The organism is Pedococcus aerophilus (genome assembly GCF_039532215.1).
GTDB lineage: Bacteria > Actinomycetota > Actinomycetes > Actinomycetales > Dermatophilaceae > Pedococcus > Pedococcus aerophilus.
Genome location: NZ_BAAARN010000001.1, coordinates 386,066 through 408,822 on the forward strand (window position 1 = coordinate 386,066; position 22,757 = coordinate 408,822).

Here is a 22,757-nt window from a genome sequence, read left to right on the forward strand (position 1 = left end):
GTGCCGGTATGCGACGAGCATTCCGACACTTCGCGCTCACTGAGGCGGTGAGGCCGCTCAGACCACGCCTCAGACCTGGGTGCGGGCCTCGACGGCCGCCACGACCTCGGCGATGGCGTCCGCGATCGGCACACCGTTCTTCTGCTCACCGTTGCGGTAGCGGAACGAGACGGCACCGGCCGAGCGGTCCTCCTCGCCGGCGATCAGGGTGAACGGCACCCGCGACTTGCTCGCGTTGCGGATCTTCTTCGGGAAGCGGTCGTCGCTGTCGTCGATCTCGACGCGGATCCCCTTGCGGCGCAGCTGCTTCGCGACGTCGTGCAGGTACTCGGAGTACTCCTCCGCGACCGGCACCGCGAGCACCTGGACCGGCGAGAGCCACGGCGGGAACGCACCGGCGTAGTGCTCGACGAGGACACCGAGGAAGCGCTCGATCGACCCGAACTTGGCCGAGTGGATCATCACCGGCTGCTGGCGCGAGCCGTCAGCAGCCTGGTACTCCAGCCCGAAGCGCTCGGGCTGGTTGAAGTCGTACTGGATCGTCGACATCTGCCAGGTGCGACCGATCGCGTCGCGGGCCTGGACGGAGATCTTCGGGCCGTAGTAGGCCGCGCCGCCCGGGTCCATGACGAGCTCGAGACCCGACTCGGTCGCGACGTCCCGCAGGACCTCGGTAGCGAGCTCCCACTGGTCGTCGGAGCCGATGAACTTGTCCTTCTTGTCGCCCTCGGTCTCGCGGGTCGACAGCTCGAGGTAGTAGTCGTCCATGCCGAAGTCGCGCAGCAGGGACAGCACGAAGTCGAGCAGGTGCTTGATCTCGCCCGGCGCCTGCTCGGCGGTGACGTAGGAGTGCGAGTCGTCCTGGGCGAACCCGCGGACGCGGGTCAGGCCGTGGACCACCCCGGACTTCTCGTTGCGGTAGACGTGCCCGAACTCGAACAACCGCAACGGCAGCTCGCGGTACGAGCGGCCACGGGAGCGGTAGATGAGGTTGTGCATCGGGCAGTTCATCGCCTTGAGGCGGTAGTCGGTGCCGTCCACGTCGAACGGCGCGAACATGCCCTCGGCGTAGTAGGGCAGGTGCCCCGAGGTGTGGAAGAGCTGCTCCTTCGAGATGTGCGGGGTACCGACGTACTCGAAGCCCTCCTCGATGTGGCGCAGGCGGACGTAGTCCTCCATCTCCCGCTTGATGACCCCACCCTTGGGGTGGAACACGGGCAGGCCGGAGCCAAGCTCGTCGGGGAAGCTGAACAGGTCCTGCTCCGCACCGATCTTGCGGTGGTCGCGCTTCTCGGCCTCGGCGAGGCGGTCGAGGTAGGCCTTGAGCTCGTCCTTGGTCGCCCACGCGGTGCCGTAGACGCGCTGGAGCTGCGGGTTCTTCTCGCTGCCACGCCAGTAGGCGCCACCGCTGCGCATCAGCTTGAACGCGTTGCCGAGCACCTTGGTGGTGGGCACGTGCGGCCCGCGGCACAGGTCGCCCCAGGCCCGGCTGCCGTCACGCTTGACGTTGTCGTAGATGGTCAGCTGCGCGCCGCCCACCTCGACATCCGCACCCTCGGCCGCGTCGCCGGCGGCACCGCCCTTGAGGCCTATGAGCTCGATCTTGTAGGGCTCGTCGGCGAGCTCGACCGCCGCCGCCTCGTCGCTGACCTCGCGGCGCACGAAGGTCTGGCCCTCGTTGACGATGCGCTGCATGACCTTCTCGAGGGCCTTGAGGTCCTCGGGGGTGAACGCCTCGTCGACGTCGAAGTCGTAGTAGAAGCCGTCGCGGACGGGCGGCCCGATGCCGAGCTTCGCCTTGGGGTTGACCTCCTGGACGGCCTGGGCGAGGACGTGGGCGGCGCTGTGCCGCAGCACGTCCAGCCCGTCCTGCTCCTGGGCGGTCACGGGTTCGACGACGTCGCCGTCGGCCACGACGTGGGCGAGGTCGCGCAGCTCGCCGTTGACGCGGGCGACGAGGACCGCCCGGTCACCTTCGAACAGGTCGGCGGCAGTCGTCTGCTCCGGCACCTGTCGCTCGCTCCCGGCGATGGTGACGGTGATCTGGGCAGACACGGTGCGCTCTCCTTGGTTCGGGGACGGGTCCGGTGGATGCACCGGACGCCTGGGCATGCCGCCTGCGGAGCTCCGCGGGCAGCGCACCGATGCTATCGGCCGGGCCGCGGCCACCGCGCGCGAGATACCGGCACGGGACGTTCACCCGGCCGTCATCTCAGGAGCCGTGTCGAATCTTGACTCGTTCCAGAACAGACGGAAGAGTGGAGCCCATGACCACGACGTCAGCCGGGCACCCCGACGCCTTGGCGCAGCTGCTGCGCGAGGGGGGCCTGCGGGTGACCCGCCCCAGGGTCGCGGTCCTCGCCGCGGTCAACGCGCACCCGCACGCCGACACGGACTCGCTCATCGCCGCCGCCCGTCGCGAGGTGCCTGAGGTGTCCCACCAGACCGTCTACGACTGCCTCGGCGCCCTCACCCGGTCGGGGCTCGTGCGCCGGATCCAGCCGCCGGGGTCGGTGGCGAGGTACGAGTCGCGGATCGGCGACAACCACCACCACGTCGTGTGCCGGTCCTGCGGGGCCATCGCCGACGTCGACTGCGCCGTCGGCCACGCGCCGTGCCTCACGGCCTCGGACGACCACGGCTTCACCATCGACGAGGCCGAGGTCGTCTACCGCGGCCTGTGCCCCGACTGCGCCGCCGCGCCCACCCCCTGATCCACACGCCATACCCGTCCATCCACACCGTCCGGAAGGAAGCCATGTCCGAGCACAACCACGAGAGCAACACCAACGCCGAGGGCCACGAGACCCGCGTCGGGGAGATGAACGAGAGCGACCGGAAGTGCCCGGTCGTCCACAACCGCGCGCCGGAGCCCGCTCAGGGTGGTGGCAACCGCGGCTGGTGGCCCGAGCGCCTCAACGTCAAGATCCTCGCCAAGAACCCCGCTGTCGCGAACCCGCTCGGTGAGGACTTCGACTACGGCCAGGCGTTCCTGTCCCTCGACCTCGCCGAGGTCAAGAAGGACATCGCCGAGGTCCTGACCACCTCCCAGGACTGGTGGCCGGCGGACTTCGGCCACTACGGCCCGTTCATGATCCGTATGGCGTGGCACAGCGCCGGCACGTACCGCGTGCAGGACGGTCGCGGTGGCGCCGGAGCCGGGCAGCAGCGGTTCGCCCCGCTCAACAGCTGGCCCGACAACGCCAACCTCGACAAGGCCCGTCGCCTGCTGTGGCCGGTCAAGAAGAAGTACGGCCGCAACCTCTCGTGGGCCGACCTGATGATCCTCACCGGCAACGTCGCCCTCGAGACGATGGGCTTCGAGACCTTCGGCTTCGCCGGTGGCCGCGCCGACGTGTGGGAGCCGGACGAGGACGTCTACTGGGGTCCGGAGACCGAGTGGCTCGGCGCCGAGCGCTACACCGGTGACCGCGAGCTCGAGAACCCGCTCGCCGCGGTCCAGATGGGCCTGATCTACGTCAACCCCGAGGGCCCCGACGGCGAGCCCGACCCGCTGCGGTCGGCCCGCGACATCCGCGACACGTTCGGCCGGATGGCGATGAACGACGAGGAGACCGTCGCGCTCATCGCCGGTGGTCACACCTTCGGCAAGACGCACGGCGCCGCGAACCCCGACGAGTTCGTCTCGGACGAGCCCGAGGGCGCCGGCATCGAGCAGCAGGGCCTGGGCTGGAAGAACAGCTTCGGCACCGGCAAGGGCGCCGACACCATCACCAGCGGCATCGAGGTCACGTGGACCACCACGCCGATCCAGTGGAGCAACAACTTCTTCGAGAACCTGTTCGGGTACGAGTGGGAGCTGACCAAGAGCCCCGCCGGCGCCCACCAGTGGAAGCCCAAGGACGGCGCCGGTGAGGGCACGGTCCCCCACGCCCACGACGCCACGAAGAAGATCGCGCCGAACTTCCTCACCACCGACCTCGCCCTGCGTGTCGACCCGGTCTACGAGAAGATCTCGCGCCGCTTCCTGGAGAACCCCGCCGAGTTCGCCGACGCCTTCGCCCGCGCGTGGTTCAAGCTGACCCACCGCGACATGGGCCCGGTCGCCCGCTACCTCGGCCCCGAGGTCCCCTCGGAGGAGCTCCTCTGGCAGGACCCGTTGCCCGCCGCGTCGGGTGAGCAGATCACGAGCGAGGACGTCGCCGCGCTCAAGTCGGCGATTGCCGACACCGGTCTCTCGGTGTCGCAGCTCGTCTCCACCGCGTGGGCCGCAGCCTCGTCCTTCCGCGGCAGCGACAAGCGGGGTGGCGCCAACGGCGCGCGCATCCGCCTCGCCCCGCAGAACGGCTGGGAGGTCAACAACCCGGCCCAGCTCGCGGGCGTGCTCCGTGCGCTCGAGGGCGTGCAGGAGTCGTTCAACGCCCAGGGCGGACGCCAGGTCTCGCTGGCCGACCTCGTCGTCCTCGCCGGTGGCGTGGGTGTCGAGCAGGCCGCCAAGGCAGCCGGTCGCGACATCGAGGTGCCGTTCACGCCGGGTCGTGTCGACGCCAGCCAGGAGCAGACCGACGTGGAGTCGTTCGCGTGGCTCGAGCCGCGCGCCGACGGGTTCCGCAACTACCCGGGCAAGGGCCACCGGCTCGGCGCCGAGTACCAGCTCGTCGACCGCGCCAACCTGCTCACGCTGAGCGCCCCGGAGATGACCGTGCTCGTCGGGGGTCTGCGCGTCCTCGGCACGAACTACGACGGCTCGGCCCACGGTGTCCTCACCGACGCCCCCGGCACGCTGACGAACGACTTCTTCGTCAACCTGCTCGACCTGGGCACGCAGTGGGCCCCGACGTCGGAGGACTCCTCCACGTTCGAGGCGCGCGACGACTCGGGTCAGGTCCGCTGGACCGGCACCCGCGCCGACCTCGTGTTCGGCTCGAACTCCGAGCTGCGCGCCCTCGCCGAGGTCTACGCCAGCGACGACGCGAAGGACCAGTTCGTCGACGAGTTCGTCGCGGCCTGGACCAAGGTCATGGAGCTCGACCGGTTCGACGTCGCCTGACGTCGGTCCCGCCTCACCACGCACCCCCCGTATGGCGCCGCGCCGTACGGGGGGTGCGCCATACCCGGACGGGCTCACGGCCCCGAGCGGTTCTCACTGCCCCGGACGCGCGCCGACACCGCCGAGGTTGTAGACAGGGACCATGATCGTTGCCATCGCCGGAGGACACGGACAGATCGCCCTGCTGCTCGAGAAGGAGCTGACCGCGCGCGGCCACGAGGCCATCGCCCTGGTCCGCAATCCCGACCATGTCGCCGACGTCGAGAAGCAGGGCGCCCGCGCCGAGGTCGTCGACCTCGAGCACACGACGGTGGAGGCGCTCTCGGCCGCCATCGCCGGTGCCGACGCGGTCGTCTTCGCCGCGGGCGCAGGCCCGAGCAGCGGCGCTGCCCGCAAGGAGACGGTGGACCGCGGTGCAGCCGTGCTGCTCGCGGACGCCGCCGTCGCGGCGGAGGTCGGTCGCTACGTCATGGTGTCCTCGATGGGCGCCGACTCGGCCGACCCCGACTCCGACGACGTGTTCCAGGTGTACCTGCGGGCCAAGGGTGCGGCCGATGCCGACCTGCGCGCCCGCACGGAGCTCGACTGGACGATCGTGCGCCCGGGACGGCTCACCGACGACGCGCCGACAGGGCGGGTCGAGGTCGCCCCGTCCGTCGCGCGCGGCGAGATCCCCCGTGCCGATGTCGCTGCGGTGCTGGCCGAGCTCCTGTCCACCGACACCGGTGTCGGCCAGACGCTCGAGCTCGTCTCGGGCAACGTCCCGGTCGCCGATGCTGTTGCAGCGCTGGGCTCCTGAAGCCACTCGCCCCTGTCCCACGGAACCTCCCCATGACAGATCTGCCTGTGCCTGAACGGGATTCGGACGTCTGGCTCCAGGTCGTCTCGTTCGACCACCCCGACGTCCAGCACCTCGTCGAAGAGGTGCAGGCCTACTACGTCTCGATCTACGGCAGTCCCGACAACTCCCCCATCGTCGACGGCGAGTTCGCGAGTCCCGATGGCGCCTTCGTCCTTGCGAGCGACCGCACCGGGCCCGTCGCCATGGGTGGGTGGCGACGACGCCCCGACCTGATTGAGAAGTTCGAGGTGCCTGTGGCTGAGATCAAGCGGATGTACGTCACCCCGCGGGCGCGCAGGCGCGGCATCTCGCGTCTCGTCGTCGCCCACCTGGAGCGCAGCGCCGCTGCTGCCGGGGTCGAGCTCCTCGTCCTCGAGACCGGCACGCTCCAGCAGGACGCGATCGCGTTGTACGAGTCGGCCGGGTATGAGCGGACGATCGACTTCGGCCACTATGCCGACTCCGAGCTCTCCCGCTGCTACGCCAAGCACCTCTGAGCATTCGCAGCCACCCGGCGCAAAACGGCCCGCGTGCCTGGAAGAACGAGGACGGCACTCTGGCCCTCGACGAATGGTCGGTCGGGGGCACCCTCCATCGCCCGCTCAGGCAGTGGCGGGCAGGAGGCGGGGCAGTCTTCGCCGCCGGTCACGGAAGTCCTTGAGCGCGGAGTCGTAGGAGCCCGGGGTCAGGTCCCACTCGATCCGAGGTCTGCCGCCGTCGCGCACGAGGCGTCCGCCGTATCGGTAGGTGTGGACCACCGTGTGGTGCGCCCGGCAGAGCAAGGCGGCGTTGTCGATGTCGGTCGGGCCGTCGTCGACCCAGTGGACCAGGTGATGCGCATCCGCCCACGCGGCAGGCTTAGAGCATCCTGGGAACGTGCAGTGCCTGTCCCTGAGCCACAGGTGGCGCACCTGGGCACGGTCGAACAGCCGTCTGGCCATGCCCTGGTCGAGGACCTCGCCGTGGGTGCCGAGCACGACCGGGATGACCTGTGCGTCGCAGGCCAGCCTGCGCACCGCCCCGACCGTGAGCAGCCCGTCGTCCATCGTGGCACCGGCACCCCGCGCGTTCCCGGTGAGCACGTCCAACGGAACCGTGACCACCAGGGATGTCTTGGCCTGCCGTGGCGCGCCGTCCGGGGCCGACACAGCCCGCGTCACGAGATCCAGCAAGGCGTCTGCCCTCCGAGCAGCGGGGGTGCGGGTATCGAGCTCCCCGGTGTCCTCGTCGCGTCGGGGCCGTGCGAGGGCGTCGACCGCAGCGTCGACGATCGCGGAGCCCTCCTCGTCCAGGACGAGCGTGTACCTGCTCATCCCCACGGGACCCCTACCCTTGACCAGGGACCGGTGGTCGCGGCGGACCTGCGCGTCGCGCTCGACCGCACCGTCGGGGCGGGCCACCTCTCCGGCGTGCCGGATCGCGACCGCGAGCTTCGTCTCGGTCAGCCCACCGCCTCCACGGGCAGCGGAGACCAGCGTGGTCGTGGCGCCGGCCAAGGCGTCCGGCTCCGCCATCCCGCGGACCCCGCGGTGGAAGCGGCAGATCTGCGCGGCCTTCCCGACGGACAACGCGTCCGCCCTCGATGTGGGGCACCCCGAGGCGGCCGCCGCGACCGCGTCGACCACCTCGTCCAGACGGTGGTCCGCGCCGGTCGGACGCGCCGAGTCCGACACGACCGACGCCACGACGTCCGCATCGAGCACGTCCCGTGTCGGTGTCGACGGTGCCACGGCGCGCACCCAGTCCACCGCACCCCATCCCTGGCCGGCACCCAGACCGCGGCTCTTGGCCTCGGCGAGCACCGCCACGAACTGCGCCCGTGCGCCGGCCACGACCTCGCTCAGCACCCTGAGGGCTGCAGCGACCTCCTCGTCGCCCAGCACCCAGAGCCGGTCCGTCCCGGACCGGCCCAATGCCTCCAGCGCGACGCCCGCGGGGCCCAGCACGGGACGCCCTTCGCCACCGAACGAGGCGGTGGAGGGCGGACTGGGAGTGGTCGACATACGAGAGACACTATCGGCGACCACTGACAATGCCTGTCGTCACCCACAGGCCCAGAACCACTGGGCTGCAACGTAATTGGTGCAGGAGTCAGCGGCCGATGACGCGGCGACCGGGTTTGCGGATCGGGCCGCTGTCGGTGGGCATGACCGCCTGCCGGCTGGCCATCTCCAGCTCGCGGATGAGGCGCTGCGCGTCCAGCAGGAGGGAGCCATAGGCGGGCCAGGCCCGCGGGTCCTCGAGATCGGTCTCGCGGACCTCGCGGCCCAGCTGGTCGAGGATGTCGCCGGCCGAGCCGAGGTAGTCGGTGACGGCGCTGACCTCGTCGTCCCCCGCCAGCCCGAAGTGGCTGATACCGCCGGCGATCTTGTCCAGGGCCTCGGCGTAGCACTCGAGGAAGTGCTTGGTGGGGGTCGGCTGGCTCTCGTCCTCGTCAGCGGCATCGACCAGGGTGCGGGCGATGCCCGACAGCTGCCACTGCGCGCGTCCGATGGCTTCGACGGTCTTGGCGTAGCCCACCCAGTCGACCTCCAACCCGCGCAGGTTGTCCCGGGGGTTGAACCGCATGCTCTCGCGCCCGGTCTCGATCTCCTCCTGGATGGTCGGAGCGAGCTCGATGATCTCCGTGCTGTCGTCGTACCAGGCCCGCGCCATCTCGGTGTCCCAGCCCTCGCGGAGCCCAGCCGCGATGTCGTTGAGCAGGATGCACACCCGGACCGTCAGCGACCGGATCTGCTCCCGCGGCTGCTGCACGTGCAGCGGCGCCAGGACGATGGCATTCGTCGCGACACCGATCACGCCTCCGGCCACCGTCTCGACGATGGTGAGGTACGTGAACTCCACGTCGGTGCCACCGACGGTGAGCAGGGACAGCAGCACCATGGTGGGCACCTGGATGCCGTGGTCGCCGAGGCGTCGCCAGCGGGCGATGAGCAGGGCGAGGTAGATGACCGGCAGCATGCTCCACCAGTGCACGCCCAGCGTGGTGCCGACCAGCCAGGCAGCACTCATGCCGACGACGACGCCGACGACCCTCTGGGCACTGGCGCCCAAGGATCGGACCATCGTCTTGTCGACGACGAGCAGGGCAGCCATCGGGGCGTAGAACGGTGCCGGGCTCTGCAGGACCCGCACGGCGAACTGCCACGCGATCACCGTCGCCAGGGCGGCCTTCGCCATGAGCAGGGCGGCGTCACGCTGGGGGCCGGCGACGCGAACCGCCTGCACGGCTGCCCGCCACCACCCGGAGGCCGTCGCCCGAGCGGCGGTCCAGGGGCTCGAGGGCTCGGCCCGCGGTGAAGACTCCATCGGACTGACCCTAGGTGGGCCGGTCCGGGCCCACCAGTCCAGCGCAGCACAGGTCGACACCAACCCGGACGAATGGCCCGGCCGGTACCGGCCACCGAGATGCAACGCCCGCCGAGTGAGACGGTCGGGACTCAGGACTCCAGGGTCAGCACCAGGTGCTCGCGCACCGTCTCGCGCCCGGACCGCAGCCCGGCCACCAGGACGTCGGCACTGTCGTCGACGGCGAGCTCGACCGTCGACGGGAGCAGCACCGGCTTGCGGAACCACACCGTCGAGGTCGAAGGACCGCTGGTCACGGGACCCACGACGGCCAGCGTCCGGGCGGCCGTCCACATCCCGTGGGCGATGGCACGCGGGAAGCCCATGGCCTTCGCAGTGACGGCATGGAGGTGGATCGGGTTCACGTCCCCGGACACCGCGGCATACGCCCGGCCCAGCCCTTCAGGGAGGCGCAGGACACCGGCCGGCGGGCCGTCGGGCACCGCAGGACCGGTCACGGGGGCGGGGGCGCCTGCGGCGCCGTGCCCGCGACGCAGGTAGGTGCTGCGTCCCTCCCACACCCGCTCCCCCGCGACGTCGACCTCGGTGACGAGGTCGACCAGCGTCCCCTTGGGGTGCGGGCGCAGGTCGGCCGAGTGGACCGTCAGGTCGATGCGGTCGTCCGCGGTGAGGCGGCGGTGCACGGTGATGCGGTTCTCGAGGTGGACCAGGCCGGGCAGCGGCAGGGGGAAGGAGCGGTCGGCCATCAACGCGACCTGCAGGGGGAAACCGATCACGTGCGGATAGGTGTGCGGCAGCACGTCTCCCCCGGCGAACCGGCACAGGTGCTGGTAGTCGAGCAGGTGGGCGCGGTCGACCTCGACCCCGGCCAGCCGCAGGCCGTGCCCGGGGAGGTCGCCGCCGCGTCCGCGCTGGGTGACGGCGGCCCGGGCGAACAAGGGACCGAGGGCGGGGGCGGAGGCCAGCTCACGCAGCTCCACGTCAGGCCCCCAGCAGGCTCTGGCCGCAGACGCGCACGACGTTGCCGGTGACCCCGGCGTTCGCGTCCTGGCTGAACCACGCGATGGTCTCGGCGACGTCCACGGGCAGCCCACCCTGGCTCAGCGAGTTGAGCAACCTGCCGACCTCTCGAGTGGCGAACGGAACCCGTGCCGTCATCTCGGTCTCGATGAACCCCGGTGCCACGGCGTTCACGGTGATCCGGCGACGGACGAGGCCCTCGGTCACGGACAGGGCGTCGACGAGCCCGATGACCCCAGCCTTCGAGGCGGCGTAGTTGGTCTGGCCACGGTTGCCGGCGATCCCGGCGATGGAGGAGACCAGCACGACGTGACCACCGTCGCGGATGCCGTTCTCCCCCAACAGGATCTCGTTCATCCGCAGGATCGACCCGAGGTTCACGTCCAGGACGGACGTCCAGCGCGACTCGTCCATGTTGGCCAGCAGCTTGTCGCGGGTGATCCCCGCGTTGTGCACGACGATGTCTAGGCCACCGTGTCGAGCGGCGGCGTCGAGGATGCGCTGCCCGGCGTCGGCTGCCGTGACGTCGACCTGCACGGCCGTGCCCCCGATCCTGTTCGCGGTGCGGGCCAAGGACTCCCCCGCGGCCGGGATGTCCACGCAGACCACGTGGGCCCCGTCACGGGCGAGCACCTCGGCGATGGCCGCACCGATGCCGCGTGCGGCACCGGTCACGACGGCGACCTTGCCGTCCAGCGGGCGGGCCCAGTCGGCAGGCTCGCTCGGGGCACCGGCCCCCACCCGGACCACCTGACCGTCGACGTATGCCGAGCGGCCGGACAGCAGGAAACGCACCGCCGCGTCGGCGTTGGCCTCCGCGCCGTCCGCGACGAGCACGAGGTTCGCGGTGGCTCCGGCACGCAGTTCCTTGCCGACCGAGCGCGCGATCCCCTCGAGGGCGCGACGCGCCGCCGACTGCGCGACCGTGGTCGCCGACGACGGATCGGCGCCGATGATGATGACGCGACCGGAGGCCCGCAGGGCCTTGACCGCGGGCGCGAGCACCACCCGCACCAGGTCCAGGTCACCCGGCTCGGCGACAGCGGTGAGGTCGAGCACGACCGCACCGATCCTCGTCCCGTCCGCCACCGCGTCCACCACGTCGATGTCCTCGCCGGCCAACAGCCTCCGCACGTGGGCAGCGACCGGTGCGTCGGCGAGCCCGGCGACGAGGACGGGACCTTCGACGAGAGGTGCGTCCGCGGCATACCGGCGCAGGCGGACGGGCCGCGGGAGGCCCAGCTGCCTGGCCAGCCTGGTGCCGACGGCACTGTTGACGAATCCTGCGTACGCGCCGGCCATGTCAGGCCGCCTCGAGGATGGCCATGACGCCCTGGCCGCCGGCCGCGCAGATGGAGATCAGGCCGCGTGCGCCAGATCCCTTCTCCTGCAACGACTTGGCAAGAGAGGCCACGATGCGCCCACCGGTGGCGGCGAACGGGTGACCCGCTGCGAGCGACGAACCGTTGACGTTGAGCTTGCTGCGGTCCAGCGCCCCGATCGGCGCGTCGAGGCCGAGCCGGTCGCGGCAGAACGACTCGCTCTCCCACGCCGCAAGCGTGCAGAGCACGGTGGCCGCGAACGCCTCGTGGATCTCGACGAGGTCGAAGTCCTGGAGCTTCATGCCGTGGCGCTCGAGCAGCCGCGGCAACGCGTACGCCGGCGCCATCAGCAGCCCCTCGTTGCCGGTGACGTAGTCGACCGCAGCGGTCTGGGCGTCGACGAGGTGGGCCAGCACGGGCAGGCCGCGCTCGGCCGCCCACGCGTCGCTCCCGAGCAGCACGACCGACGCGCCGTCGGTCAGCGGGGTCGAGTTGGCTGCCGTCATGGTCGCGTCGTTGCCGCGACCGAAGACCGGCTTGAGCTTGGCGAGCTTGTCGACCGAGGAGTCGGCGCGCAGGTTCTGGTCGCGGGTGAGCCCAAGGTAGGGGGTGAGCAGGTCGTCGAAGAAGCCCCGGTCGTAGGCGGCCGCGAGGTTGCGGTGGCTGTTGACCGCGAGCTCGTCCTGGGCCTCGCGGGTGATGCCCCACTGGGCAGCCGTCTGGGCCATGTGCTCCCCCATCGACAGGCCGGTGCGCGGCTCGACGTTGCGGGGGATCTCGGGCACGACCTGTCCGGGCCGCAGGCGGGCGACCGCCTTGAGCCGCTGGCCGGGGGTCTTGGCACGGTTGAGCGCGAGCAGCGCATCGCGCAACCCCTCGTTGACCGCGATGGGGGCGTCGGACGCCGTGTCGGTGCCACCGGCGATGCCGGACTCGACCTGGCCGAGGGCGATCTTGTTGGCGACGAGGATCGTCGCCTCGAGACCGGTGCCGCAGGCCTGCTGCACGTCGTAGGCCGGCGTCGTCGGCGCCAGGCTGGAGCCGAGCACCGCCTCACGGGTGAGGTTGAAGTCGCGGCTGTGCTTGAGGACCGCCCCCGCGGCGACCTCACCGACCGGCTCGCCCGCGAGGCCGAACCGGGCCACGAGGCCCTCGAGCGACGCGGTGAGCATGTCCTGGTTGGAGGCCTTGGCATAGGTGCTGTTGGCCCGCGCGAACGGGATGCGGTTGCCGCCGATGACGGCGGCGCGACGGGGCTTCGCTGGTGCGGCCACGGGATGCTCCTGGAGGTCGAGGGTTACTGATACTGACGGTAGCAGGTACGCCTGGTACCTGCTACCGTCGAGAACGTGAGCACCACCACCGACGGGCGCAGCACGCGCTGGGACGAGCACCGCGCCACCCGGCGCAGGGAGCTCGTCGAGGCCACGCTGCGGGCGATCCGCGAGCACGGCGCCGGGGTCGGCATGGACGACATCGCCGCCGCAGCGGGCACGAGCAAGACCGTGTTCTACCGCCACTTCACCGACCGGTCCGGCCTGTATGCAGCAGTGTCGGAGAGCGTGGACGCGCGCATCCTGCGCGACCTCGCCGCCGCCATGGGTGACGGAGCGCCGGACCTCGCATCCGCCGGCGGGTCGCCCCGGGCGATCATCGCCGCGGCGATCGACTCCTACCTCGCGCTGGTCGAGCGGGATCCCGAGGTCTACCGGTTCGTCGTCAACGCTCCCCTGCTGGACAGCCCGTCCGGTGGGGACCCGGCCCTCGCGGTCACGAGCCACATCGGCGACCAGATGTCGGCCCTCATCGGTGCCGCACTGACGTCGGTGGGCCGGAACCCGTCCGCAGCCCCGGTCTGGGGTGCCGGGGTGGTGGGCATGGTCCGCGCCGCCGCCGACCAGTGGCTGGCCGCCCCCTCGATGACCCGATCGGAGCTCACGACCCATCTCACCGACCTGGCCTGGGGCGGTCTGTCCGCCGCGTGGCCGGACCCGTCCTGACACCTCGCCCCACCGACAGGGAGCCACCATGACCGACCTCGCCACCGAGCTGCGCCGCACCCTCGACGGACGCTGGGCCCACATCAAGGACGAGGCCCGCACCGACCTCTCCCCGAGCGACTTCGCCGCGCCCGAGACCGAGCTGACCATGGAGGAGTACCGCGCCCACGTGGCCGACGCCGTCCTCAAGATCGCTGCCACCGGGCACCCGGCGCGCGGCTTCCCGAAGGAGGCCGGCGGGAACGGCGACCTCGGTGGCTCGGTCACCGCGTTCGAGATGCTCGGTCACGCCGACCTGTCCGTCATGGTCAAGGCGGGCGTCCACTGGGGCCTGTTCGGCGGCGCGGTGGCCAACCTCGGCACCGCAGCCCACCACGCCACATACCTGCCGCGCATCATCGACGCGACGCTCCCGGGCTGCTTCGCGATGACCGAGACCGGACACGGCTCCGACGTGCAGTCCCTCGGCACCACGGCGACCTACGACCCCGACACCGACGAGCTGGTCGTGCACACGCCCGACCTCCGAAGCCGCAAGGACTACATCGGCGGCGCCGCGCGTGACGGACGGCTGGCGGCCGTCTTCGCGCAGCTGGTCACCGACGGCGAGAGCCACGGAGTGCACTGCGTCCTCGTGCCGATTCGCGACGAGGACGGCGCGCCCGTGCCCGGCGTCACGATCGGCGACTGCGGCCCGAAGGCCGGGCTCGCCGGCGTGGACAACGGTCGCCTGTCCTTCGACCACGTCCGCGTGCCTCGGACCAACCTGCTGAACCGGTACGGCGACATCGACGAGCAGGGGCGCTACACCTCGCCCATCGAGAACTCGACGCGTCGGTTCTTCACCATGCTCGGCACGCTCGTCCGTGGTCGCGTCAGCGTGGCGGGCGCCGCGGGTGCGGCCACCCGGACCGCCCTCACCCTCGCGGTGACGTACGCCGGCCACCGTCGCCAGTTCACGCCGCCGGGGGCGAAGGACGAGGTCGTCCTGCTCGACTACCGCGCCCACCAACGCAAGCTGCTGCCTGCCCTGGCGAGGTCCTACGCCCTGCAGCTCGCGCAGAACCAGCTCGTCTCGCTCATGCACGACATCCAGAGCGCCGGTGACGAGGTGGACGAGCACCGCCAGCGCGAGCTCGAGGCCCGCGCCGCCGGCATCAAGGCCGTCTCGACGGCGCACGCCACCGCGACGATCCAGATGTGCCGGGAAGCCTGTGGTGGCGCGGGGTACCTCGCGGTCAACCGGCTGCCGGCCCTCAAGGCCGACACCGACGTCTTCACGACGTTCGAGGGCGACAACACGGTGCTGCTCCAGCTCGTCGCCAAGGGACTGCTCACCGACTACCGCGACAGCTTCGGCAACCTCGACACGCTCGGCATGGTGCGCTTCGGCGCCCGCCAGCTCGCCGGTGCCGTCGTCGAGCGGACCGCGGCCCGGGGGCTCATCGAGCGGCTCGTCGCGGCGGCACCGGGACGCGACAGCGAGAAGGGTCCGACCGACCGCGGTTGGCAGCTGTCGCTGTTCGAGGACCACGAGCGGCACCTCCTGGAGACCCTGGCCCTGCGGCTGCGCAAGGCGGGCAAGCCCGGCGCCGATCTCTTCGAGGTGTTCAACCTCGCACAGGACCACGTCGTCGACGCTGCCCGGGCCCACGTGGACCGGACCATCCTCGAGGCCTTCGTCGCGGCGATCGATGCGTGCGAGGACCGCGCTGCGGCCGCGATGCTCTCCAGCGTGTGCGACCTCTACGCGCTGAGCACGATCGAGGCCGACAAGGGCTGGTACCTCGAGCACGGCCGCATCACGCCGGCCCGCAGCAAGCAGGTGACCGCCGCGGTCAACGACCTGTGCGCCTCGCTGCGACCGCACGCCCAGGACCTCGTCGACGCGTTCGGCATCCCGAAGGCGTGGCTCGGGACCGAGCTGCTCGCGCCCCTCGACTGAGCGGAACGTCCTCAGGGACTGCGCAGCAGGGTGCGACCGTCCTCGGTCACCGACCAGAACGGGTTGTGCGCGACCTCCCAGGGACGGCCGTCGGGGTCGACGAAGATCCCCGAGTACCCGCCTCAGGCGGTCTCGGCCCCCTCGCGACCGATCACCGCTCCGGCCGCCCGGGCCTCGTCGAGCACGGCGTCGACCTCGGCAGGGCCGGCGACGTTGAGGGCCAGCGTCACGCCACCCCACCCCCCGGAGTCGGTGACAGCCGAGTCCTCGGCCAGCAGTCCACGGTCCCACAGGGCGACGACCAGGCCGCCGCACTGGAAGAACGCCACCTCGTCCTCGGCGTTGCCACGACGCCAGCCGAGGGCGGTGTAGAACGCCTCGGCCCGGGCGAGGTCGCCCACGCCGAGGGTGACCAACGAGACCCGCTGGTCCATCAGCCCTGCCACCACGGGCGCAGCGGCAGGCCCGCGTCACCCTTGTCGCCCAGCTTGACCGCGAGCACCTGGTGGAGCTGGACGACGTTGCGCTCGAACCCGAGTCGCGACCCCGCCATGTAGAGCCCCCACACCCTCGCCGTCGCCTCACCGACCTCGGCGACGCAGGCGTCCCAGTTGTCGCGGAGGTTGACGCACCACCCGGCGAGCGTGCGCGCGTAGTGCTCGCGGAGGTTCTCCTCGTGGCGCACCTCGAGCCCACCGACGTCCTGGATCGCGGCGATGATCGTGCCGGACCCCGTGAGCTCGCCGTCGGGGAAGACGTAGCGGTCGATGAAGGCGCCGGTCGACGTCCGCTTGTTGTCCGGGCGGGTGATGCAGTGGTTGAGCAGCAGCCCGCCGGGGCGCAGCCGGTCCTCCATGAACCGGAAGTAGGACGGGTAGTTGCGCACGCCGATGTGCTCGGTCAGGCCGATCGACGAGATCGCGTCGAAGCCGGTTTCTGTGACGTCGCGGTAGTCCGTGTGTCGGACCTCGGCGAGGTGGCCGAGACCCTCACGCTCGATCGCCTCCTGGGCCCACTGCGCCTGCTCGGCCGACAGGGTGGCACCGATGACACGGACCCCTCGCCGCGCGGCATACCGGACCATGCCGCCCCAGCCACAGCCGATGTCGAGCAGCCGGTCACCCGGCTCGAGCCGCAGCTTGTCGAAGACGAGGCGGTACTTGTTCTCCTGCGCCTCCTCCAGCGTCGAGGTCGGCTCGGGGTAGGCCGCGCAGGTGTAGGTCATCGACGGCCCGAGGACCCGCTCGTAGAAGGCGTTGGAGACGTCGTAGTGGTGGTGGATCGCCTCGGCGTCGCGGGTGCGGGTGTGCCGCAGCCCCTCGGCCACCCGGCGCCAGCGCGGCAGCGACTCCTGCGGCGGGGGTGGCGGCGGCTTGAGCAACTCGACGCCGAGCGAACGCGCAATGGTGGCAGCAGTTTTCGGCGCAGGCATCTGGAAGTGCACCTCACCCATCGCCGCGAGCAGGGGGTACGGGTCGCCGGGGTGCACGCCCAGCAGGTCGAGGTCGCCCGCGACGTAGGCGCGTGCCATACCGAGGTCGCCGGGAGCCGTCGCGAGGTAGCTCGCGCCGCGCGGGGTCCGCAGGTCGAGCCCGAACTGCGCGTCGTCCGGACCCGTCCGCGAGCCGTCGTACGCCTCGAAGCGCAGCGGCATCTCCCCCGTCGTGACGGCGTCGAGGATCTGGGCCATCGTGAGCTTCGGGGAGTGGTCGTGGTGGGGGCCGGAGTCGTTCCGGTGGTTCTTGAGGATCGTCACGTGCGTCGCACCGCCTTGGAGTAGAGATCGAGCAGTCGGGATCCGGGGTCGTACCTGGCCTTGAGGGCGGCGTACGCGTCGCCGCCGTAGTGCTGCCAGAACTCACCCTCGTCGTAGAAGGAGTCGGAGTAGAGGGACTTGTGGCCTTCGAGCTCGGTGACCTTGGCCTCGATGAGGCGGTTGGTCGCGCCGGGGTCGCCCGGGTCACGCGGGACGCTGGACCAGAAGCCGACGTTGACGTAGGTCTCCCCCGGGCGGAGCGGGTAGAGCGGCCAGGTGCCGCTGCTGCGCACGGGGCACAGCCAGATCGGCTCGATCGGCACCTCGCGCAGGAACCACCCGACGAACTCGGTCGTGCGGTCCAGCGGCACCTCGATGTCCTGGACCACCCGCTCGCGAGGCGGACGCCCGTGCCGGACCTCGAGCCGGTCGGCCACGTCGAAGCGGTGGTCGAGGGCGATGAGCTTCCAGTAGAAGGCGCTGTTGCGCAGGCGCTTCGGCCACAGCCGGCGCACGAGCGGTTGCTGCGCCCCGAAGGCCCTGCTGCACCAGAACCAGTCGGTGTCCCAGCGCCAGAGGTAGTCGTGGGTGGTCAGCAGGTCGGTCCGGGGACGGCTGCGATCGTGCTGGATGGAGCGGTAGTAGATCTCGCTGCCGGTGTAGTCGCTCGGTGGCCCGGTCAGCGGAGCCCGGTGTCCGAGCGTGAGGTACGCCTCGGTCGCCGAGAACACGACACCGTCGAGCTGCTCGACCACCTCGCCGTCGTGCTCACCGGTGTCGACGATGCGGCCGATCACCTCGACGAGCGACTGCACGTCGTGGAACCGGACGTGTCGCAGCGCCACGGCAGCGTCCACCTCCTCGAGCGTGATGCGCAGCCGGGTCGCGTACCCGAGCGTGCCGTAGGAGTTGGGGAAGCCGTGGAACAGGTCGGCGTGCTCGCCCTCGGGACGGGCCGTGACGATCTCGCCGCTGCCGGTGAGGATGTCCATCTCCACGACCGACTCGTGCGGCAAGCCGTTGCGGAACGACGTCGACTCGATGCCCAGGCCCGTCACCGCCCCACCCAATGTGATCGTCCGCAGCTGCGGCACGACCAACGGCACGAGCCCGTGCGCCAGGGTGGCGTCGACCACGTCGGCGTAGGTGCACATGCCCTGCACGTCGGCGGTGCGGGCCACGGGGTCCACGGACAGCACGCCGGCGAGGCCCGAGACGTCGAGACCGGGCACGTCGGTCCGGGCCCGTGCGCGGAAGAGGTTGGACGTCTTCTTGGCCAGGCGCACCGGCGACCCGTCAGGTATGGCGCGGTAGCTCGCCTCGAGGCGCGCCACCGCGGCCTCGTGGTCGGCCCACGAGACCGGCGTCCAGGACCCCGGCGTCCTCGCCCGACCGGCAGCGGCGAACCGGGGCGGTGTGGACCGTCCCTGCCCTGCTGCCGTCACGAACCCAGGCACGTTCCGACCTTATGCCGCGCCTCGGACAGCCGTCACGCGGGTTACCACGTCGTGGTCACGACGGGTGTGGACGACCGTCGAAGGGGCGGGTCAGCGCATCCCGCTGCGCGACAGACCCTGGACGAAGTAGCGCTGGAACACGAGGAACAGCACCACCATCGGCGTCACGCTGATCAGGGCGAAGGCCATGGTGCCGCCGTAGTCGGAGCCGAACTGGCCCTGGAGGTACAGCAGCCCGATCGGCAGCGTGAACAGCGCGTTGTCCTTGAGGGCGATCAGCGGCCAGGCGAAGTCGTTCCACGTCTGGAGCAGGCTCATGAAGAAGAGCACGGCGACCAGGGGTCGGCACAACGGGAGCACCACCTGCAGGAAGGTGCGCAGGTGGCCCGCCCCGTCGATCTGGGCGGCCTCGATGAGCTCGCGCGGGATGGCGAGGATGAACTGGCGCGCGAGGAAGACGCCGAAGGCCGACGCCGCGGTGGGCAGGATCACCGCCCAGTAGCTGCCGTAGATCCCCAGCGAGGTCACGATCTTGAATAACGGCACCATGATCACCTGCACCGGGATCATCAGCGTGGCCAGCGACAGGATGAACACGAACGTGGAGCCGCGGAAACGCAGGTGCGCGAAGGCATACCCGCCGAGGAGGCTGACCACGACGGTGATCAATGACGCGACCAGGGCGATCGCCAAGGAGTTGCCGAACCACGTCACCACCGGGAACGCCGACAGCACGCGGTCGAAGTTCTCCGTCGTCAGCTCGCGCGGCCAGACCCTCAGGTCGCCACCGAGCAGCTCGCGCCGCGAGGAGAAGGCGACCACGACCATCCAGTAGAGCGGCGCCAGCATCACCAGGGCGATCACGGTGGCGGCAGCGGTGCGTGCCAGCCGAGCGGTCCTCGAGGCCCTCATTCGACGAGGTCCCTCGAACGGCTCGCCCGCCACTGGACGGCGGTGAAGAGCAGGGTGACGAGCAGGAGCACCACGCCGATGGCGGCGGCATACCCCTGGTCGCGCGTGACGAACCCCGTGTCGTACGCGTAGGTCACGAGCACCGAGGTCGCGTTCTGGGGACCGCCCCCGGTGAGGACGAAGACGATGTCGAAGACCTGGAACGAGTAGATGACGTTCATGACGAGGAGGAAGAACGACGAGGGTCCGAGCATCGGCACGGTGACGTGACGGAACCGCTGCCAGCCGTTCGCCCCGTCGAGCCGCGCCGCCTCGTGCAGGAGAGGGTTGATCCCCTGCAGCCCGGCCAGGTAGATGAGCATGTTGAAGCCCACACGCCACCAGAGCGTGACGAGGACGACCGACGCGAACGCCTCGGCCCCGCCGGACTGCCACTGGATCGCCGGCAGCCCGACGAAGCGCAGCAGCTTGTCGAGGATGCCGCTGTTCTCGTCGAAGACGAGGGTGCCGATGAGGGCCGTGGCCACACCGGACACCGCCATCGGGAGGATGAGGATGGACCTGAACACCCCCCGCGCAGGGAGCACCGAGTTGAGCAGGACCGCGACGCCGAGGCCCAGGGCCATCGACACCGGGGTGACGATCAGGGTGAACAGGGCGGTGTTGAGCGCCGACCTCCAGAACACGCCGTCCGCGACGAGGCGCGCGTAGTTGTCGAGGCCGACGAAACGACCGTCACCGAACCCGTTGGTCTCCTGGAGGGAGATGACGACGGCGCCGGCGAGGGGCAGGAAGACGAAGACGGAGAGCAGGAGCAGGTTGGGGGTGAGGAAGCCGTAGGCGGTGCGCGCCTCACCCCGCCGTCCCGGTTTCGGACGTCGCAGCCTCCTGGCCGTGCCGTCGGGCGCGGACCGTGGTGGCTGCTGCCGGTCCGTCCCGGTGAGCGCGGTCAACCGGTCGCCGCCTTGATGCCCTTGGCCAGGGCGGCGAGGGTCGTCGCCGTGTCCTGCGTGCCGACGAACGCCTTCTCCAGCTCGTCCTTGAGGACGGTGATGATCGTGCTCATGTCAGGTGAGGCGACCTGCCCGGAGTCCTGCGGCAGCACCGAGCTCGCCTGACCGAGGAACACCGGCGACAGCTCGGGTCGCACCTTGAACTCGATGCCGCTGTCGATGAGGTCCGCCCGGGTGGGCAGCAGCGAGGAGCCGGCGCAGAACTCGCGCATGGGCTGCGCGCCGGTGACGAAGTCGAGGAAGCGCGCCGCGAGCTCGGGCTGCTTCGTCCCCGCCGTCGCGACGAGGGCGTTGCCCCCGAAGTCGCCCGCCGACCGCTCGAGGCGTGGCGAGAACGTGGCACCCCACTCGAAGTCGAGCGTGGCGTCGGCGTCCGGGATGAGGAACGCTCCCCCGAAGGTCATGGCGACGGTCTGGGAGTACCAGAGGTCGCTCGCGTACGTCGTGGACTTGACCGAGCTGTTCGGCGGGACGAACTTGCGGTCGAAGAAGCCGGACGTGAAGTCGACGGCCCTGGCGCCTGCGGGCGAGTCGATGGCGGGTGTGGTCAGGTCCTCGGCGAGGAACCGGCCGTCGGCCTCGAACAGCCAGCTGAGCCAACGCGTCACTCCGTTGCCCTGCCAGTTGTAGGCGAACGGGTACTTGCTGGACGGCAGGGCGGACCGCAGCTTCTGGGCGACCTGCTCGAACTCCTGCCAGGTCCAGGCGTCCTCGAGCCGCGTGGGGACCGCGCCGACACCGGCGTCCTCGAGGACCTTGCGGTTGTAGAGGATGACGGAGGTGTCGGTGTGGTGCGGGACGCCGAACGGCTTGCCCGCGTTCTGCACCGCCTTCCACGCCTGCGGGGAGAAGCGGTCACCGAACCCGGCATCGAGGTGGGGGGTGAGGTCGAGGAGCTGTCCACGACCGGCGTACCCACCGAACGTGTAGTACGGGACACGGAAGACGTCCGGGGGGTTGCCCGCCTGGATCTGGGCGTCGATGTTGGTGAACATCTGCTCGTACGGGACGGCGTTGAGCGCGATCTTCGCACCGGGGTTGGCCTTCTCGAAGCCGGCGATGGCCGCACGGAAGCCGGCGAGCTCGCTGTCGGTGCCCCACGTCGTGAACGAGAGGGTGCCCGAGGCGGTGGAGGCCGCCGTCCCGGAGGAGGTCGAGAAGCCGCTGCACGCCCCGAGGATCAGCGGGGTGGAGAGCGCGGCCACGCCCCCGAGGAACTGTCGTCGGTCGATCTGCATCGTGGTCCCCGATTCGTCGATGACGGGGCATCACCGCAGCTCAGTCCCCGCGCCACTGCTGCCCGAGCCGGCAGCACGACGACGCTAACACCGGGGTGGGACATCGGTAACATCGAAGCGTTAACATCGCTACGGTGACCAGTGATGAGCCCTCGGAGGACGATCCGCGCCGTTCCCGTGCCGTGTCCGTGGCGAGCGAGATCCTCAGCCGCGACGGGCTGCACGGACTGTCCACCCGGATGGTCGCGCAGCGCGCCGGGCTCCAGACCCCGACCCTCTACCGGTTGTTCGGGGACAAGCAGGGGCTCGTCGACGCCGTCGTCCACGACTGGCACCGCGACCACCTGAGGGTCCAGCAGTCGGTGGCACCCAGCACCGACCCGGTCGACGACCTTCGCGCAGGATGGGACGCGCACGTGCGGTTCGGGCTGTCGGACCCCCGCCTCTACACCTTGGCCCAGGGCGAGGGCACGAACGCCGCACCGCCGCAGCCCGCCACCGAGGCCGTCGCCCTCCTCGCTGCCCGCGTCCACCGCCTGGCCGAGCACGGTCTCCTCCGGGTCCCCGAGCACCGCGCGGTCCAGCTCGTGCTCGCCACCGGGCGCGGCGTGACCCTGTCCCTGCTCCACACCCCCGAGGACGAGCGCGACCTCGGGCTCTCCGTGCTGGCGCGGGAGGCCGTCGTCGTCGCCCTGGTCGGGACAGACGCAGCAGCCGGGAAGGTCACGGGCGTGGACACGGGTGGGGTCCCCGACGCCGGTCATGGCCTTGCCCTGACTCGGACCGTCACCCAGCTCCTGGCCCTGCTGCCCCGCTCGAGTGCCCTGTCCGCGGCCGAGCGCCGGCTCCTCGAGGAGTGGCTGCACCGGATCGGCGAGGAGAGCACCGACGCCTGACCGGGCGGCCGGGCTCGACGGCGTACGGCCGGTGGCG

General features: G+C 70.9%; 19 protein-coding genes. 7 read left to right on the forward strand and 12 right to left on the reverse strand.

Features of this window, described 5'->3' with window-relative positions; genetic code table 11:
• Positions 1 to 69: 69 nt before the first annotated feature.
• Positions 70 to 2,055 (reverse strand): threonine--tRNA ligase, encoded by a 1,986-nt coding sequence (gene thrS, locus ABD286_RS01815; protein WP_344189687.1) that lies wholly within the window; start codon positions 2,053 to 2,055, stop codon positions 70 to 72.
• A 212-nt stretch (positions 2,056 to 2,267) separates the two neighbouring features.
• Between thrS and ABD286_RS01820 the strand changes: the two genes are divergently transcribed.
• From ABD286_RS01820 to ABD286_RS01835, 4 genes are all read left to right on the forward strand, one after another.
• Entirely contained in the window at positions 2,268 to 2,714 is a 447-nt protein-coding gene (locus ABD286_RS01820) for a Fur family transcriptional regulator (protein ID WP_344189689.1), read from the forward strand.
• A 44-nt stretch (positions 2,715 to 2,758) separates the two neighbouring features.
• A complete protein-coding gene (katG, locus tag ABD286_RS01825; RefSeq protein ID WP_425565300.1) occupies positions 2,759 to 5,011 on the forward strand; it encodes a catalase/peroxidase HPI in 2,253 nt (750 codons plus the stop codon).
• A 142-nt stretch (positions 5,012 to 5,153) separates the two neighbouring features.
• Positions 5,154 to 5,810: an SDR family oxidoreductase gene (locus ABD286_RS01830; protein ID WP_344189691.1), complete on the forward strand. Its 657-nt coding sequence runs from the start codon at positions 5,154 to 5,156 to the stop codon at positions 5,808 to 5,810.
• 47 nt (positions 5,811 to 5,857) lie between these two features.
• A complete protein-coding gene (locus ABD286_RS01835; RefSeq protein ID WP_344189693.1) occupies positions 5,858 to 6,349 on the forward strand; it encodes a GNAT family N-acetyltransferase in 492 nt (163 codons plus the stop codon).
• 105 nt (positions 6,350 to 6,454) lie between these two features.
• On the opposite strand, the gene ABD286_RS01840 is transcribed toward ABD286_RS01835, so the two are convergent.
• The 5 genes from ABD286_RS01840 to ABD286_RS01860 all read right to left on the reverse strand — a co-directional run bounded on the left by ABD286_RS01840 (position 6,455) and on the right by ABD286_RS01860 (position 12,777).
• On the reverse strand, positions 6,455 to 7,855 hold the full coding sequence (locus tag ABD286_RS01840; RefSeq protein WP_344189695.1) for an HNH endonuclease signature motif containing protein: 1,401 nt from the start codon (positions 7,853 to 7,855) through the stop codon (positions 6,455 to 6,457).
• 88 nt (positions 7,856 to 7,943) lie between these two features.
• Entirely contained in the window at positions 7,944 to 9,161 is a 1,218-nt protein-coding gene (locus tag ABD286_RS01845; RefSeq protein ID WP_344189697.1) for an FUSC family protein, read from the reverse strand.
• Between the two features lie 131 nt (positions 9,162 to 9,292).
• Positions 9,293 to 10,141, reverse strand: a complete 849-nt coding sequence (locus tag ABD286_RS01850) for a MaoC/PaaZ C-terminal domain-containing protein (RefSeq protein ID WP_344189699.1) — start codon at positions 10,139 to 10,141, stop codon at positions 9,293 to 9,295.
• Between the two features lies 1 nt (position 10,142).
• Positions 10,143 to 11,483 (reverse strand): 3-oxoacyl-ACP reductase, encoded by a 1,341-nt coding sequence (locus ABD286_RS01855; RefSeq protein ID WP_344189701.1) that lies wholly within the window; start codon positions 11,481 to 11,483, stop codon positions 10,143 to 10,145.
• Position 11,484: 1 nt separating this feature from the next.
• The gene (locus tag ABD286_RS01860) at positions 11,485 to 12,777 is read right to left on the reverse strand and encodes an acetyl-CoA C-acetyltransferase (RefSeq protein ID WP_344189703.1); all 1,293 of its coding nucleotides are present in this window, start codon (positions 12,775 to 12,777) and stop codon (positions 11,485 to 11,487) included.
• Between the two features lie 75 nt (positions 12,778 to 12,852).
• On the opposite strand from ABD286_RS01860, the gene ABD286_RS01865 reads away from it, so the two are divergent.
• Together ABD286_RS01865 and ABD286_RS01870 are read left to right on the forward strand one after the other, a co-directional pair.
• Positions 12,853 to 13,503 (forward strand): TetR family transcriptional regulator, encoded by a 651-nt coding sequence (locus tag ABD286_RS01865; protein ID WP_344189705.1) that lies wholly within the window; start codon positions 12,853 to 12,855, stop codon positions 13,501 to 13,503.
• A gap of 28 nt (positions 13,504 to 13,531) precedes the next feature.
• On the forward strand, positions 13,532 to 15,448 hold the full coding sequence (locus ABD286_RS01870; RefSeq protein WP_344189707.1) for an acyl-CoA dehydrogenase family protein: 1,917 nt from the start codon (positions 13,532 to 13,534) through the stop codon (positions 15,446 to 15,448).
• 122 nt (positions 15,449 to 15,570) lie between these two features.
• Here ABD286_RS01870 and ABD286_RS01875 read toward each other — a convergent pair whose 3' ends face one another.
• From ABD286_RS01875 to ABD286_RS01900, 6 genes are all read right to left on the reverse strand, one after another.
• Complete coding sequence (locus tag ABD286_RS01875; RefSeq protein ID WP_344189709.1) at positions 15,571 to 15,882, reverse strand: VOC family protein; 312 nt, start codon at positions 15,880 to 15,882, stop codon at positions 15,571 to 15,573.
• On the reverse strand, positions 15,882 to 17,204 hold the full coding sequence (locus ABD286_RS01880) for a class I SAM-dependent methyltransferase (RefSeq protein ID WP_344189711.1): 1,323 nt from the start codon (positions 17,202 to 17,204) through the stop codon (positions 15,882 to 15,884). Before ABD286_RS01880 ends, ABD286_RS01875 begins: the two co-directional genes overlap by 1 nt.
• Complete coding sequence (locus ABD286_RS01885) at positions 17,201 to 18,661, reverse strand: FAD-binding oxidoreductase (RefSeq protein WP_344189713.1); 1,461 nt, start codon at positions 18,659 to 18,661, stop codon at positions 17,201 to 17,203. Before ABD286_RS01885 ends, ABD286_RS01880 begins: the two co-directional genes overlap by 4 nt.
• Before the next feature lie 90 nt (positions 18,662 to 18,751).
• On the reverse strand, positions 18,752 to 19,573 hold the full coding sequence (locus tag ABD286_RS01890; protein WP_344189715.1) for a carbohydrate ABC transporter permease: 822 nt from the start codon (positions 19,571 to 19,573) through the stop codon (positions 18,752 to 18,754).
• The gene (locus tag ABD286_RS01895; protein WP_344189717.1) at positions 19,570 to 20,526 is read right to left on the reverse strand and encodes a carbohydrate ABC transporter permease; all 957 of its coding nucleotides are present in this window, start codon (positions 20,524 to 20,526) and stop codon (positions 19,570 to 19,572) included. The genes ABD286_RS01890 and ABD286_RS01895 overlap by 4 nt, the downstream gene beginning before the upstream one ends.
• Positions 20,523 to 21,824: an ABC transporter substrate-binding protein gene (locus tag ABD286_RS01900; RefSeq protein ID WP_344189719.1), complete on the reverse strand. Its 1,302-nt coding sequence runs from the start codon at positions 21,822 to 21,824 to the stop codon at positions 20,523 to 20,525. Before ABD286_RS01900 ends, ABD286_RS01895 begins: the two co-directional genes overlap by 4 nt.
• A 134-nt stretch (positions 21,825 to 21,958) precedes the next feature.
• Between ABD286_RS01900 and ABD286_RS01905 the strand changes: the two genes are divergently transcribed.
• Positions 21,959 to 22,720 (forward strand): TetR/AcrR family transcriptional regulator, encoded by a 762-nt coding sequence (locus tag ABD286_RS01905; RefSeq protein ID WP_344189721.1) that lies wholly within the window; start codon positions 21,959 to 21,961, stop codon positions 22,718 to 22,720.
• Positions 22,721 to 22,757: the final 37 nt, after the last annotated feature.